Raw genomic sequence first — 15,793 nt, forward strand, 5'->3', positions numbered from 1 at the left:
ATGACGGTTTCGCGGCCCTACAGCGTCACGCTGCCTTTCAGGCGAATGTCGCGCGAGGAGCTGCCCAGCAGCACGTCAAACTTGCCGGGCTCCAGCACCCAGCCCTTCTTCACCTCGTCGTAGTATTGAAAAGCCTCGCGGTCCAGCGTCAGGGTCAGGGTCTTGGTTTCGCCGGGCCGCAAAAAGACCTTTTCGAAGCCTTTGAGCTCCTTTTCGGGGCGCTTCACGGCGGCCTGCTCGTCGTGGACATACAGTTGCACCACTTCGGCACCAGCCATTTTGCCGCCGTTGGTCACGGTGAGCAGCACGGTGGCGCGCTGCGGGCCGGGCGTCACGGTCAGCTTATCATACTTGAAAGTGGTGTAGCTCAGGCCGTGGCCGAAGGCGAATTGCGGGGCCACGTTGTAGGTGTCGAAGTAGCGGTAGCCCACCCAGATATCATCCTTATAAGTCTGTTTGAGCGGGTTGCCGGGGGTGCTCGGGTATTCGCCCAGCTTCATGGCCGGCGAGTCCTGGAGCTTCACCGGGAACGTGAAGGGCAGCTTGCCGGAGGGGTTCACGTCGCCGAATAGAATGTGAGCCAGCGCGTTGCCGCCTTCCATGCCGGGGTACCAGGCTTCCACAAGGGCGCGGGTCTGGCCCACCCAGGCCGAAACGTCCATCGGCCCGCCGCCGAGCAGCACCACCACGGTATTGGGGTTGGCGGCCTGCACGGCCCGCACCAGCTCATCCTGCCCGAACGGCAGGTTCAGGTCGGGCTTATCGGTGTCCTCGGCGTCGTAGGCGTTGTCGGTCCACTTGGTGTAGTCGTAGCCGTGGAAGGAGCCGCCCACGTAAATCACGACGTCAGCCGCTTTGGCGGCGGCCACGGCTTCGGCAATCAGCGCCGGGTCGGCCTTTTGGCCGCGGGCAATTTTGTAGCCGGGAGCGTAGGTGATGGTTGCCGCGCCGCCCAGCTCGTTTTTCAGCCCTTGCAGGGGCGTGATTTCGTATTTCGCTTTCAGCTGGGCGCTGCCGCCGCCGCCGGCATTCTCACGAGTCGCGTTGGCCCCAATCACGGCAATGCGTTTCACTGATTTTTTCAGGGGCAGAATCCCGTCGTTTTTCAGGAGCACGATGCCCTCCTCGGCCACCTTCAACGCCGTGGCCTGATGCGCTTTGGTGTTGTGGCTGCCCGGCTGCCGCTTGGCATCGCCCAGCATGTGCGTAGCGTACATCAGCCGCAGAATGCGACGCACCTTGTCGTCGAGCAGGGGCACCAGCTTGGGGTCCTTTTGCACGGCCTCTAGCGCGGCATCGGCCAGGTAGAACCGGTCGTAGATGTTTTTGGTCGGAGCCGGCGCGGCCGGGGCCGTACTGGCGGTGGCGCTCTGGTCGAGGCTGTTGTTTTTCAAAACCAGGTCGGTGCCCATTTCCAGGTCGGTGCCGTTGCGCAGGGCATCCATCGTGTTGTGGCTGGAGCCCCAGTCGCTCATCACCAAGCCTTTGAATCCCCATTCCTCTTTCAGAATGGTGTTCATCAGATAGGCGTTTTCGGTGGCGTACTGGCCCCTAAACTTGTTATAAGCGCCCATCAGCGAATACACGCCGCCCTGCTGTACCGCCGCCTTAAAACCGGGCAGATAGATTTCGCGCAGAGCCCGCTCGCTCACGTTCACGTCGATTTTGCTGCGCTGCGTTTCCTGGTTGTTCACCGCAAAATGCTTCACGCAGGCCGACACGCCCTGGTCCTGCACGCCCCGGATATAGCCCACTACCAGCTGCGACACGAGGTACGGGTCTTCGCTCAGGTACTCGAAGTTGCGCCCGTTCAGCGGGGCGCGCACGATGTTGATGCCGGGCCCAAGAATCACGTCTTTGCCCCGGAAGTTGGCTTCCTGGCCCAGCACGGTGCCGTAGGCGTAGCCCAGCTTGCGGTTCCAGGTCGAGGCCAGGGTGTTGTTAGTAGGCAGGTAGGTGCCGGCGTTGGCCGGCAGGTCGACGGGCTTCCAGTCGCGCCCCTGCTCGGGGCGCACGCCGTGCGGGCCGTCCGACATCAGCAGCTCGGGGATGCCCAGGCGCGGCACGCCGCCGGCCGCGAAAGCCGAGTTGGCGTGAATCATGTGGATTTTTTCCTCCAGCGTGAGCTGCTTGAGCAACTTGCCGACTTCGGCCTCGTGGGCCAGCAGGGGCGCCGGTTGGGCCGCTGGCGGGGCCACGGCGGCCTCCGGAGCCTCGTGGGTTTGGGGCGAGCTACAGCCGGCCACGGCGCAGCACAAAGCGGTGCCCAGCAGGGCGGCAATGGGTGGGAATTGCTTGAACATAAAGCACAAGGGAGAGGAGGACAGGTAGTGTTCGGCCAACGGCCGCACCGGATAAGGGGCCGCGGTCGATTAATCACATGGCAAACATACTGTATTTATGGTGAATTGTTATTCGCTATTGATAATGAATATTTAACTCATACTTTTGGCTCAGGTCAGTTAAGGCTACGTCGGCACCGGCCACAAAGCGCCGGCTGCCCGGCCATGACGAGCCGGGTTTCACCCCCCTGTTTCTGTCCCCTGCCGCACTGTAGCCGTGTATCTCACCCAAACCGCTTGCGCAAATCATTTTTTTCTTCCGCCTGCCTGCTATGCATCATTCCTTATTCCTAGGCTTGCTCCTGTTGCTCGGCGCGGTTGGTCCCGCCCGCGGCCAAGTGGCTTCGGGCCCGGCTTCGCTTGCCCCAATTGACTGCGTGGACCCGTTCATCGGGACGCTGGGGGAGGGCAACGTCTATCCGGGGGCGACGGTCCCGTTTGGGTTTATCCAGGCCAGCCCCGATACCGGCCCCGGCAGCGGCGCGGCCGGCTACAAGCTGAACCGCGCCATCACGGGGTTTTCGCAGCAGCATCTTTCGGGCATGGGCGGGCCGCTCTACGGCGAGGTGTCGCTGCTGCCGCTGACGGGGCCGCTCGCCGCCCCCGCCCATTTGGCAGCGGCGGGCAAGTCGGCCGAAACGGCTTCGCCCGGCTACTACGGCGTCACGCTGGCCCCCTGGAACACCCGGGCCGAGCTGACGGCTACGCGCCACGTGGCCCTGCACCGCTACACGTTTCCGGCCCACGAGCAGGCCCACATCGTGGTGGACGTGGGGGCCTGCCTCTACGGCACGGGGGCCGACTGGAATTCGGCCCAACCGATTGGCGGCGAGGTGCACGTGGACGCGGCGGCCCGCGAGGTATCGGGCTACATGCTGTTTCAGGGGGCCCGCGACGAGCGTCCGCTGCGCCTCATGCGGACCTGGAAAGTGTATTTTGCCGCCCGCTTCGACACCCCGCCGGCCTCGTTTGGCACCTGGAACGACCAGGGCACCCTCGCCGAGGACGTGGCCGCCGGGACGGGCCGCGAAATCGGGGCCTGCCTCAACTTCCGGACCCGCGCCGGGCAGGTCATCAACGCCCAGGTGGCGGTGTCGTTTCGCAGCGTCGCGCAGGCACGGGGCTACTTTGCCGAAGTGTTGGCGTTCGATTTTGAGCCCGCCCACCAGGGGGCGCGGGCCGCGTGGCGCACGGTGCTCGACAACATTCAGGTGGAGGGCGGGAGCGCCGACCAGCGCCGGCAATTCTACACGGCCCTGTACCGGGTGCACCTCACGCCCAACGACTGGACCGGCGAAGCCCCCGAACGCTACGGCGACGGCCCGTATTTCGAAAACATCCTCTGCCTCTGGGACACCTTCCGCACCGTGAACCCGCTGCTCACGCTCATCCAGCCCCAGGTGCAGGCCAACGTCGTGAACACGCTGCTGGCCTACTACCAGCACGACGGCTGGACCGGCGACGCCCACAGCGCCTGGACCTACGAGCACGTGCAGAACGGCTCGAATGCCGACGTGGTGATTGCCGACGCCTACGCAAAAAAGCTGCCCGGCATCGACTGGAAGCGGGCCTACGCGGCCATTCGCAAAAACGCCTTCGTGGACCAGGACACCGCCGAGCAGGCCCGCCCGCACATGGGCCGGTACCGCCTCGCGGCCTACCGCCGCTACCACTACCTGCCCACCGACATCGCCGCCTACAAGCCCCAGAGCGTGTCACGCACCCTCGAATACGTGTACGACGATGCCTGCGTGCTGGTGCTGGCCCTGGCCCGCACCTATGGCACGGCGGCCGAGGTGGCCGACCTGGAGGCGCGGCAGCTCTGGTACCGCAACGCCTGGGATGCGCAAACGGGCTTCATGCGCGGCCGCAACCGCGACGGCAGCTGGGTGACGCCCTTCGACCCCGCCGCCCACGAAGAGCACCCCGGCGGCCGCCGGTACTACGAAGGCCACGCCTGGACCTGGAGCTGGTACGTGCCCCACGACGCCCAGGGGCTGATAAACCTGGTGGGCGGCCCCCCCGCCTTCGTCGACAAGCTAAGCGTCGCGGTTGAGCACTACTACCAAGCGTTTAACGAGCCGTGCATGCTGGAAACCTACCTCTTCACCCACGCCGGCCGCCCCGACAAAACCCAGTTCTACGCCCGCAAGGCGCTGGCTAACTTCTCGGCCCGGGCCGACGGCCTGCCCGGCAACGACGACAGTGGCACCACCTCGGCCTGGCTGGTGTGGGCCATGCTGGGCCTCTACCCCAACGCCGGCCAGGATTTTTACTACCTCGGCAGCCCCACGTTCACCAAGGCCACCATCCGGCTGGGCAACGGCAAACTGGTGGTCATCAAGGCGCCCGCCAGCTCGGCCACGGCCCAGTACGTTGGCAGCGCCACCCTCGACGGCTGGACCTGGAACCAGGCCTGGTTTCGGCACCGGGACATCGCCAACGGCGCAACCCTGACGCTGGGCATGAGCCCGCAGCCTTCCGGCTGGGGCAATAGCCTGCCCCCACCGTCTCTTTCGGCGCGCCCGCAAGCGGACAAGGCTGTCTTTCAGGACTTACGCCGTTTTTTAGCCGAAAAGCGGCGACACGTTGGTAGTCTGTTTTTTGCCGTCTGGTTTTGAGCCGCAAAGCGGCGGTACTTGACATGTGCGCGGAGTGTCGCCGCTTTGCGGCTAAGAAAATGTACTAACTACCTAATTATTATATTTTTATCAATAATGCCACACAAGAAAGCCTGCATAATGGCCCGGTTTATTCTCCTTATTGCCCTGCTTGGGCACTGGCAGCTCGCAACGGCGCAAGGCGCTGGCCGTTGGTCGTGGTCGGCCGCCGGACTACCCGTTTACCAATACACCGGGCAGCTGCCAGCCCGGGCCGTTGATAAGGAAGGCAAAGATGCCATGCTGCCCGACGACCCGTATTTCCTGCTCGGCAACTACCGGATGACCCTGTTCACGCACGCCAGCGGCATTTACCAGTTCCTGACCGGCGAACGGGCCTGGGCCCGCATCAACGGCGGGGCGCAGCCCAACTACGGCTGGAACGATGCCCGCCTGCGCGTCGATGGCCAGACCACGACCCTGACCGGCGTGCACTCCATTGCCGCCGACCCCGGCATTACCCGGAAGCATTTCGGCGTCGGCTTCGCCCGCTACCATTACCAGCTGAACGGCGCAATCAGCTGCACGCGAATTATTTCGGTCAAGCCTTCGCCGAAAATCAATACCGGCAATCCGGCGTTTGTCGTGACCGTCATCCTGAAAAATACCGGTTCAAAAACCCGGAAAATCGGGTATTCCGAGCGCATGCTGGTGAACTACGTGTTGAACAGCACCCAGTTTACCGACCAGCAAAAGCGCCCGCTGCTTTACCGCTCCACCGTCGCCGTTGATGCCCGCCGGCAACTGGCGCTGGCCGAGGTGAGCTACGCCCCCAACACGTTGCTGGCCATTCCCGGCAAGGAGGCCCGGTACAGCTACGACGTGAGCCCGCCGGCCGTGTTCATGCACGCCCAACCTATTGCCGGCAAGCAGATTGAATCCGTCGTGAGCGCCAACCACGACACCCTGGCCACCTCAATCAGCACCACCCTGAAACGCGGCGAAACCAGGACCTTTCACCTCGTCACCGGGCTGGCCGACCACCGGAATTTTGCCGACGTGCAACAGCAGGTCGACGCCTTATTCGCAGGCGCGGAGCTGAATAACCCGACCGAGGGCCTCTTTGCCCGGCAATGGAAAGCCCGGCTGCCCGACCTCGCGGCCGAAAAAGACGAAGTGCTGCGCCGCGAAATGCTTTGGAATGCCCACATGGTGGAAGCCTCGGCCACCTACAGCGACTACTACAAGGAAACCTTCATCCCGCAGGGCACGGTGTACTGCTACCATTTCGGGGATAATATTTCGAACCGCGACCATTTGCAGGCTGCCCTCCCCGCCTGCTACACCAACCCCGAGCTGGCCAAATCGACGATTCGCTACGTCATCATGCACTCCGAAGTGGATGGCGAAATCAAGCGCGGCGACGCGGGCTTTGGCTACTCGCCGCCGTCGCTGTACAAGGAAAGCGACGAGCAGCTCTACTTTTTCAACACCCTGGCCGAGTACCTGCTCATCACCAAAGACTATAAATTCCTGACCGAAAAAGTTGTGTATTATCCGGCCGAAGACGGCAAGCGCGACACCCTGTTGAACGTCGTGAAGAAGTATTTTATCTACCTGCGCGATGAAATCGGCACGGGCCAGATTGGCCTGGTCAAAATGCTGAATTCCGACTGGAGCGACAGTTTCTTCCACGAATATTCGCCCAACCGCTACTCCTGGTCGGCCGAGTCGCAGCTGAATTCGGCCATGGTGCTGGCCATTTTCCCGAAGCTGATGGACGCGCTGCAGAAGTCCGGCACCCCCCAGGCCGCCGGGCTCATCACCGCCCTGGAAAGCTACCGCAGCACCATCGAGCAGGTGTTTATGAAGGACTTGGGCGACCGCAAATTTGCGGCCCGGGCCTACCTCAACTACGATGTCCGGTTTGGCCTCGACAAGGTATGTATCGAGCCCCAGGGCTACGTGCTGCAAATGCCAAACCTGTCGAATGCGCGTAAAAAGGAGATGTACGCCTACATCAAAAGCAAGCTCCTGGCACCCGAAAAAACCGGCATGCGCACCCGCGAAACCCCCCTTTGGAAAGGCAAGCCCGAAGGCGAGGATGGCGGCATCTGGTTTTCGCTGGAATACCCCGTGCTCCTGGGCGTAGCCACCTTCGACAAGCCGGAAGCCTGGGCGCTGCTCAAGCAATTTTCCTTCGATACCCACGCCCGGAATTACCCCAACTACTGGGTGGGCCAATGGACGGCCCCGGACGACCTCAACTCCACCCTCTCCACCCGCGAGGGCCTGTACGCCTTCTGGGAACCCGATTTGCGCCGGGCGTTCCAGGGCTACTGCTCACACCCGCACACCTGGCCGCTGTTCTGCTACTTCAAGCTGCGGGAGAAATAGGGGCGGCGGGGAAGGGTTAAATTGGGTATGCAAGTTGCTGTGCACGGCCGTTCTAACGGTCGCCTCCCCCCCTGCCCCCCTCCGAAAAGGAGAGGGAACACCGGTTTTGCTGCTGACGGATTTGGGTACTGAAGTCGTCCGTCTCCCCCTCTCCTTTTCGGAGAGGGGCCGGGGGGTGAGGCGCCTCGTTGAACGGCCAATTACATCAGCCTCGACTTCGCGCCGCCTCACAGGCTTCTCACCCCAGCTGCTGGTTTATCTGCCGGGAGGCCTGGCGCAGGGCCTGAATGATTTCCTTCTTGCGGGGGGCCGTGCAGCGGCTTTGGGGCAAAAACACACTCAGGCTGGCCACTACGGTAGTTTGCTGCCAGATGGGCACGGCCAGGCCCACAATATGGCTGGGCGAGAGCGTCACCAGCAGCTCATCGGCCCGAATCTGGGCCAGGGTGGCGGCCAGGCCTTCAGGCGTTTCGGTGCCCGGCCAGGTTTCGGCGGCCGGCAGGCCCACGGAGGCCACGAAGGCGGCCAGCTCCTTTTCGGTCATATAGGCCAGCATCACCCGGCCCGAGGCCGTTTCATACACGCTGCGCTCGGTAGGGCTGCGCACCTGGAGGTCCTGGTCACCGTGCACGATGTGCACGGTGAAGCGCTTCTGGTTGCGTATTACACCCAGCAGGCAGGTTTCGTTGAGGCTGCGGGTGAGGTTTTCCATCACGTCGCGGGCCGCCGTTATCAGGTTGAGGCTGTAGGCCTGGTTGTTGGTGAGGTCGTAGGCCTTGGGACCGAGGCGGTAGCCTTTTTTGCGGCCCATGTGCTCCAGGTAGCTTTTCTCCACCAGGGTTTGGAGGATGTTCACGCAGGTGGCCTGGTTCATGTTCAGGCCGGCCGCGATTTCCGTGAGCGAGTACGTGCGATTGGTGTCGCGGGCCACGAACTCCAGGATATCCAGCGCTTTGATAACGACTAAAACCATCGTGTTTTAATGAGGAATGAAGAATGAAGAGTGAGGAATTGATGCTGAGGAAACCGCCGGAGCAATTCTTCATTCCTCATTCCTCATTAAATTACCGTCCCATCCAGCCGCCGTCGACGGTGATGATGGTGCCGTGCACATAGCTGGACGCTTCCGACGCTAAGAAAACGGTAATCCCTTTAAAATCGTCGGGCTCGCCCCAGCGGCCGGCCGGAATGCGCGCCAGAATGCTGCTGCTGCGGTCGGCGTCCTGGCGCAGGGCGGCGGTGTTGTCGGTGGCGATGTAGCCCGGCGCAATGGCGTTCACATTCACGCCTTTGCCGGCCCATTCATTGGCCAGGGCCTTCACCAGGCTGCCGATGGCCCCTTTGCTGGCCGCGTAGCCCGGCACCGTGATGCCGCCCTGAAACGTGAGCAGCGAGGCCGTGAAAATGACCTTGCCGTGGCCGCGCTCAATCATGCCTTTGCCCAGCTCCCGCGCCAGAATGAAGGGCGCCGTGAGGTTGGTGTCGAGCACTTCGTCCCAGTATTCGTCGGGGTGTTCGGCGGCGGGCTTGCGCAGAATGGTGCCGGCGTTGTTCACCAGAATGTCGATGACGGGCGCGTCCTGCTTGAGTTGGGCCAGGAAATCATATATCGCTGTTCGCTTGCTCAGGTCGCACTGATAGGCCCGGAAGGCGCGGCCGGTGGCTTGCACATCGCGTTCCACGTCGCTGCCCGAAAGCTCCAGCGAGGCCGATACGCCAATGATGTCGGCACCGGCTTCGGCCAGCGCCACGGCCATGGCCCGGCCAATGCCGCGCTTGCAGCCGGTAACCAGGGCGGTTTTACCGGTCAGGTCGAAAGGGGAGTTACTCATAATACTGTATCAATGTTGAATTTTAGACAATATTAGAACAATATGGTTGAAAACAAAAATTTATCAAGGCACGCGGAAATTGATTTTGAAGTGGAAAAGACCTGATTTTTTTTAGGTAGTGAGTGAGTGCTAACCTATAGCTCGCTACGATAGGTGTTAATTTGCTAAGAAACGGCTTCTGTTTACTGGAAAAGCTATTTTCGGGCAGGCTACACTACACTGAAATGCCTCGGACCGCAGACTCTCCGGCAGCCAAAAACCGGCACATTGTTGAATAATAAAACCGGGTAATTTCTACTGGCTGAAAAATGATTGCCAGATAAAAAATATTCATTACTATTGTAATGTCGAATGACAATTCCATAATGTCAAACTAAAATCCCGCCCAATGAACAGCTCCTTTACCAGAATCTGGAAAGTTGGCTTACTTGTCCTAAGTTTACTTTTCCCCTTTGCGCCCGCCTGGGCCCAAACCAAGCAGACGGTGTCGGGCACCGTGGCAGATGCCAAAAACCAGCCCTTGCCTGGGGTAACGGTGCTGGTAAAAAACACCACCAACGGCACCTCCACCGGAGCTGATGGTACCTTCACCCTGACGGTGACCACCGACAACCCCACCCTGGTGCTGTCCTACATCGGCTATAAGAGCCAGGAAGTGCCCGTGAGTGGCCGCTCGCAAATCAACGTGAGCATGGAAGGCGACGAGCAGGCGCTGAAGGAGGTGGTCGTGGTAGGCTACGGCACCCAGCAGAAAAAAGACCTCACGGGTGCCATCGCCACCGTATCGGGCCAGGACGTGGCCAAGGTGCCGGTTTCGGGCCTCGACCAGGCGTTGCAGGGGCAGGTGGCCGGCCTGCAGATTTCCAGTTCCTCGGGGGCGCCGGGCGGCAACACCAACATTCTGATTCGGGGCGTGGGCTCCATCTCGGGCGGCAACGAGCCGCTGTTTGTTATCGACGGCTTCCCGGTGTCGGGCGCTGGCGTGGGCAACCCGCTCAATACCATCAACCCCAACGACATCGAAAGCATTGACGTGCTAAAGGATGCCTCGGCGACGGCCATCTACGGCTCGCGCGGCTCCAATGGCGTCATCATCGTGACCACCAAGCACGGCAAGGCCAACCAGTCTCATATTCAGCTCGACGCCTACGCGGGCTATCAGGAAATCGCCAAAAAGATTGAGATGATGAACGCGCAGGAGTTTGCGCAGTTCACCATCGACGGCCGTAACAACGGCTACCTCGACAACACGCCGACTACGCCCACCTTCACGCCCCGCATCACGGACCCCAACAGCGTGCGGCCCACCAACTACCGCATTCCGACGGCGCTGCTCGACCCCTCCTCCCTGGGCGTGGGCACCGACTGGCAGGACGCCATTTTCCGCAAGGCCCGGATTCAGAGCTACCAGGTTTCGGCCTCGGGCGGCAGCGACAACGTGCGCTACGCCGTATCGGCGGGCTATTTTGACCAGCAGGGCATCCTGCTCAACACGGGCCTGAAGCGCTACAGCTTCCGGGCCAACGTAGACGCCAAAGCCACGAAGCGCCTGAGCGTGGGCATCAGCCTGCTGCCGAGCTACACCAGCCAGGACGACCTGCCCTTTGCGGGCCACTACGGCTCGTTTGGCGTCATTCAGGCGGCGCTGGCGCAGCCACCGAACGTGCCGGTGTACAACGCCGACGGCTCGTACGGCAGCACGGTTCCTTCGCCCGAAGCGCAGTCCGTTTCGGTGCAGAACGCGGTCAAAATCGCCAACGAGTATAAGAACCCCTCGACGCAGTTCCGCCTGCTGGGCAACACCTACGCCGAATACGCCATTCTGCCGGACCTGAAGTTCCGGACCACGTTTGGGGCTGACCTCAACTTCTTCCGCAGCCAAATATGGACACCGTCAACGCTGAGCACCTCGGCGGCTACGGGCCCGGCCCTGGCCGTGGCGCGGCGCGGGGAAAGCATCAACTGGCTGAACGAAAACACGCTGAGCTACCAGAAGGTACTGGGGCAGCACGCCATCAACTTCGTGGGCGGCTTCACGGCCCAGCGCGAAACCAGCGACGCCCTGGCCGTCACGGCCAACAATTTCCCCGATGACCTGGTGCCGAACATCAACGGCGGCACCGTCGTCGGCGGGGCCAACCAAGGGGGCAACAGCCCCGCCGAAAGCTACCAGGACTACACCATCCTGTCGCTGCTGGCCCGGGCCAACTACGTGTTCCACGAGAAGTACCTGCTCACGGGCACCATCCGGCGCGACGGCTCATCGCGGTTTGGCGATAACAATAAATGGGGCACCTTCCCGTCGGCGTCGGTGGGCTGGCGCGTGTCGGACGAGGCGTTTATGAAGAGCCTGCGCGTCGTGAACGACCTGAAGCTGCGCGCCAGCTACGGCCTGACCGGCAACAACGCCATCGGCAACTACCGGGCCATCGGGCAGCTGGGCAACAACAACTACATCGTGGGCGATGCCCTCACGCCGGGCCTGGGGCGCAGCTCGTTTGCCAACCCCACTCTGGGCTGGGAATCGATGAAGCAGCTGGACCTGGGCCTGGACCTGGCGGTGCTGGACAGCCGCCTCACTTTCACGGCCGATGTGTACGACAAGCGCAACACCAACATGCTGTTCAACATCTCGGTGCCGGGCGCCACGGGCCTCACCAATGCCATCGTGAACCTGGGCGAGGTGCAGAACAAGGGCCTGGAGCTGGCCCTCACCACCCGCAACTTCGTGGGCGACTTCAAGTGGACCACCAACGCCAACATCACCTTCAACCGCAACAAGGTGCTGGCCATGAGCACCGACGCCGAGCAGATTTTTGCCTCGGCCAACGGCCAGACCGCCAACAGCAACGTGACCATGAGGGGCTACCCGATTGGCGTGTTCTACGGCCGGCGGCAGCTGGGCATTTTTCAGAGCGACCAGGAAGCCGTTGAGTACGGTGCCCAGCCGCTGGCCCGCGCCGGTGACGTGAAATGGAAGGACATCGACGGCAATGGCAAAATCGACGACAACGACCGCGAAGTCATTGGCAACCCGATGCCCAAGTATTTCTTCGGCTTCAACAACACCTTCGCCTACAAAGCCTTCAGCCTCGATATTCTGACCAACGGCTCGGTGGGCTACGACATCTACAACGGCATGTTCGCCCTCAACAATTCCGGGGTGCAGAACAACACGCAGTACGTGTACGACAACCGCTGGATTTCGCCCTCGCAGCCTGGCGACGGCCGTTTCGGGCGCACCATCCGCGGCGGGCGCAACAACAACGCCCAGTACAGCTCGCAGTACCTCTTCGACGGCTCGTACCTGCGCATCCGCACCGTGACCCTGGCTTACACCGTGCCTGCCGCCCTGGCCCAGCGCATTGGCTTGCAGGGTGCCCGCATCTTCGCCACGGGTGCCAACCTGTACACCTTCACCAAATACCAGGGCTACGACCCGGAAGTGAGCACCGCCGGCGACAACCTGCTGGCCCCGCGCTCCGACTTCGGCACCTACCCCATTGCCCGCTCTTACACGGCCGGCGTGAGCGTTTCCTTCTAAATCCCACCCGCAACTCGTCATGAAAAAGACCCTTCTAAGCTGCGCGCTGCTGACCCTCGGGCTGAGCTCGTGCAAAGATTTTCTCACGGTGGTACCCCAAACCGAGCGGACCACGGCCAATTTCTACAACACGGCCGCCGACTTCAACACGGCCGTGGTGGGCACCTACGCCACCTTCAAGCACGCCGGCCTGTACGGCAACGGCGCGGGCTCGCTCATCTGGCTGGGCGAGGTAGCCTCCGACAACACCGAATACGGCACGCCGCGCACCACCACGTCGGTGGCCGCTTATGAAATCGACGACCTCAACTACTCGCTGGCCAACACCTACTTCCGCGATGCCTGGCTGGGCCACTACCAGGGCATTGCGCGGGCCAACGCCATCCTCGACCACCTGCCGGCTGTCAGCTTCGACGCCGCCCTGAAAGGCCAGTACGAAGGCGAAGCCCGCTTCCTGCGGGCCATGTTCTACTTCAACCTGGTGCGGCTGTTCGGGCCCGTGCAACTGCTCACCACCGAAATCAACGACCCGTACGGTACCGCCAGCATCGGCCGCTCGCCGGTAAACGAGGTGTACACCCTCATCGAGAGCGACCTGCAAGCCGCCGAAAACACGCTGCCGGCCACCATCACGGCCGCCAACCAGGGCCGGGCCTCGAAGTGGGCCGCCAAAGCGCTGCTCGGCAAAGTGTACCTCACCGAGCAGAAGTACGCGCTGGCCGGCGCCAAGCTCAAGGAGATTGTCGACGCCAACGTGAACAGCCTGATGCCGAACTACGCCGATGCGTTCCTGCTGACCACCTCCTTTGCCAACAACCGCGAAGTGATGCTGGCCGTGCAGTACAAAGGCGGTCAGATTGGGCAGGGCGGCAACTTCTACACGCAGTGGACGCCTTTTGCGGCCAACTCGCCGGATTTCGGGTTCACCAATGGCCCCGGCGATGGGGTGAACCGCCCCACCACCAGCCTCATTGCCGCCTACCCCATCGGCGACGCCCGCAAAGCGGCTTCCATCGCCTTGTCGTACACCAACACCAGCGGCGTGGTAGTGGCCGAGCCCTACCCCGTCAAGTTCCGCCAGACCGGCATCATCAAGGGCGAATCGGATGTGGATTACCCCGTGCTGCGCTACGCCGACGTGCTGCTGATGTACGCCGAATCCCTCAACGAGCAGGGCCAGACGACCGCCGCCGCCGCCCCCCTCAACCAAGTGCGCACCCGCGCCCGCCTCGCCAACACCACCGCCGCCACCCAGACCGACATGCGCCTGGCCCTGGAGCAGGAGCGCCGCGTGGAGCTGGCCTTCGAAAGCCAACGCTGGTTCGACCTGGTGCGCACCAACCGCTTCGTACCGGTGATGACGGCCGTGGGCAAGCCCGCCCAGACGTTCAAGATGCTGTACCCCATTCCGCAGCGGGAAACGGATTTGAACAAAAACCTGACGCAGAATCCTGGTTACTAACGAATCGGTCCAAACGGCAGTAGCACGAACTTCGTAGTTCGCGTCCCTGAACGACCTATTCTACAATCTTAACGGCGCGGGGACGCGAACTAGAAAGTTCGCGCTACTGCTGACCACCAAACTGGTAAACTCTCCGTTTCTGATGATAAACAACCGCGTAAAAGGGCTCATTCTGGCGGGGCTGGCTTTGGCCGGCCCCGCGCTGGGGCAGCAGGCCAAAACGCAAGCCACAACGGCGGCCTTTCCCGCCTTCACTGGGGCCGCAACGGTGCCCGTGGTCAAGGTGAGTTCAGGTCGGGTGATTCATCGCTTCTTCGACACCTCACCGATGAGCCCTTCCGGGCGCTACCTGGCCCTGTTTCGCTTCCCGGAGGAAACCCGTGCGCCCAAGCCGGGCGAAGTGGGCGAAGTCCTGCTGGTGGACCGGCAGACGGGCAAGGAGCGCGTGGTGGCTCAGTCCAGGGGCTGGGAAATGCAGCTCGGGGCCAACGTGCAGTGGGGTGCCACCGATGCAGACCTGTACTTCAACGACGTGGACACGACCACCTGGCAGGCCTTCGCCGTGCGCCTGAACCCAGGTACGGGCCAGGCGCGCCGGATGGGCGGCACCGTGTTCATGGCCTCAAACGACGGCAAGTACCTGGCCTCTTACAACCTGGTTTCGTCGCGCTACGCCCAGGTGGGCTACGGCGTGGTGCTGCCCGACGCGCAAACGCCGCACAACTTCGGCCCGGTGGCCACCGACGGCATCGACATCACCAACACCGCCACGGGCGTGCGCAAGCGCATCGTGACCATCCATGACATTTACGAGAAAACAGTTCCCAGCCTGGCCATTCCCAACCCGAACGACTTCGAATACTACTGCTTCCAGGTGAAGTGGAATCCGCAGGGCACGCACCTGCTCACCACCGTGCAGTGGGCGCCCAAGGGCGGCGGTCCGCGCGAACGGGCCGTGATTACGATGCGGCCCGACGGCTCGGACCTGCACACGGCCATCACGCCGGCGCAGTGGGCCAAGGGCGGCCACCACGTCAACTGGACGCCCGACGGGACCCACCTCTCCATGAACCTGAACGTGGACGGGCAGCCGGGCCTGGAAATCATCACCGTCCGCTACGACGGCACCGACCTGAAAACCATATTTACGCCCGGCTCCGGCCATCCATCCCTCAACCCCGCCAGTGGCCCGCTCATGGTGACGGATGCTTACCCCGGCGAGCTGGGCTACACCGAGGGCACGGTACCCATCCGGCTGATGAACGTGCAAACGGGCCGGGAGGAAGCCATCGCCAGGATTTACGTGTCGAAGGCCGGGGGCGAGCTGCGCATCGACCCGCACCCGGCCTGGGACCGCACCGGCCGCTACGTCATTTTCAACGGCTTCGAGGGCAACACCCGCGGGGTTTACATGGCCGATTTGGCCGGCAAGCTCAAAGACGCTGAAAAGGACGCCAAAAAGAAAAAAGCCCTGACCAGCCAGTGACCAACGCACCAGCGATACTGGGTTAACCTATTACCTGGCACGCTTCCAAAACCTATAATAACCTGTCTGTCGTCCGCTTGTCGGGGCATCTTTACCGCACCAGCATATCGGTTGCTGCATCACATGAGGC

At 62.3% G+C, this 15,793-nt stretch carries 8 protein-coding genes; 5 read left to right on the plus strand and 3 right to left on the minus strand.

The genetic code is table 11. From position 1 onward, the window contains the following. Positions 1-17 precede the first annotated feature (17 nt). Complete coding sequence (locus tag J4G38_RS06025) at positions 18-2,303, minus strand: glycoside hydrolase family 3 C-terminal domain-containing protein (protein ID WP_210516012.1); 2,286 nt, start codon at positions 2,301-2,303, stop codon at positions 18-20. 311 nt (positions 2,304-2,614) lie between these two features. Here J4G38_RS06025 and J4G38_RS06030 point away from each other — a divergent pair, with 311 nt between their 5' ends. Then, positions 2,615-4,963 carry a GH92 family glycosyl hydrolase gene (locus J4G38_RS06030; protein WP_210516010.1) on the plus strand — a complete coding sequence of 783 codons (2,349 nt, stop codon included), beginning with the start codon at positions 2,615-2,617 and terminating at the stop codon, positions 4,961-4,963. Between the two features lie 96 nt (positions 4,964-5,059). Beyond that, a complete protein-coding gene (locus J4G38_RS06035; RefSeq protein WP_210516007.1) occupies positions 5,060-7,339 on the plus strand; it encodes a glucosidase family protein in 2,280 nt (759 codons plus the stop codon). A 238-nt stretch (positions 7,340-7,577) separates the two neighbouring features. On the opposite strand, the gene J4G38_RS06040 is transcribed toward J4G38_RS06035, so the two are convergent. Continuing rightward, positions 7,578-8,312 carry an IclR family transcriptional regulator gene (locus tag J4G38_RS06040; protein WP_210516005.1) on the minus strand — a complete coding sequence of 245 codons (735 nt, stop codon included), beginning with the start codon at positions 8,310-8,312 and terminating at the stop codon, positions 7,578-7,580. Between the two features lie 91 nt (positions 8,313-8,403). Beyond that, positions 8,404-9,171 (minus strand): SDR family oxidoreductase, encoded by a 768-nt coding sequence (locus J4G38_RS06045; RefSeq protein ID WP_210516003.1) that lies wholly within the window; start codon positions 9,169-9,171, stop codon positions 8,404-8,406. Between the two features lie 388 nt (positions 9,172-9,559). Here J4G38_RS06045 and J4G38_RS06050 point away from each other — a divergent pair, with 388 nt between their 5' ends. The 3 genes from J4G38_RS06050 to J4G38_RS06060 all read left to right on the plus strand — a co-directional run bounded on the left by J4G38_RS06050 (position 9,560) and on the right by J4G38_RS06060 (position 15,663). After that, positions 9,560-12,715, plus strand: coding sequence for a SusC/RagA family TonB-linked outer membrane protein (locus tag J4G38_RS06050; RefSeq protein WP_210516001.1), 3,156 nt, complete (start codon positions 9,560-9,562; stop codon positions 12,713-12,715). A 19-nt stretch (positions 12,716-12,734) separates the two neighbouring features. Continuing rightward, positions 12,735-14,177: a RagB/SusD family nutrient uptake outer membrane protein gene (locus J4G38_RS06055; protein ID WP_210515999.1), complete on the plus strand. Its 1,443-nt coding sequence runs from the start codon at positions 12,735-12,737 to the stop codon at positions 14,175-14,177. Between the two features lie 142 nt (positions 14,178-14,319). After that, complete coding sequence (locus J4G38_RS06060; protein WP_210515997.1) at positions 14,320-15,663, plus strand: TolB-like translocation protein; 1,344 nt, start codon at positions 14,320-14,322, stop codon at positions 15,661-15,663. Positions 15,664-15,793: the final 130 nt, after the last annotated feature.

This window comes from Hymenobacter terricola, from assembly GCF_017921975.2.
Classification (GTDB): domain Bacteria; phylum Bacteroidota; class Bacteroidia; order Cytophagales; family Hymenobacteraceae; genus Hymenobacter; species Hymenobacter terricola.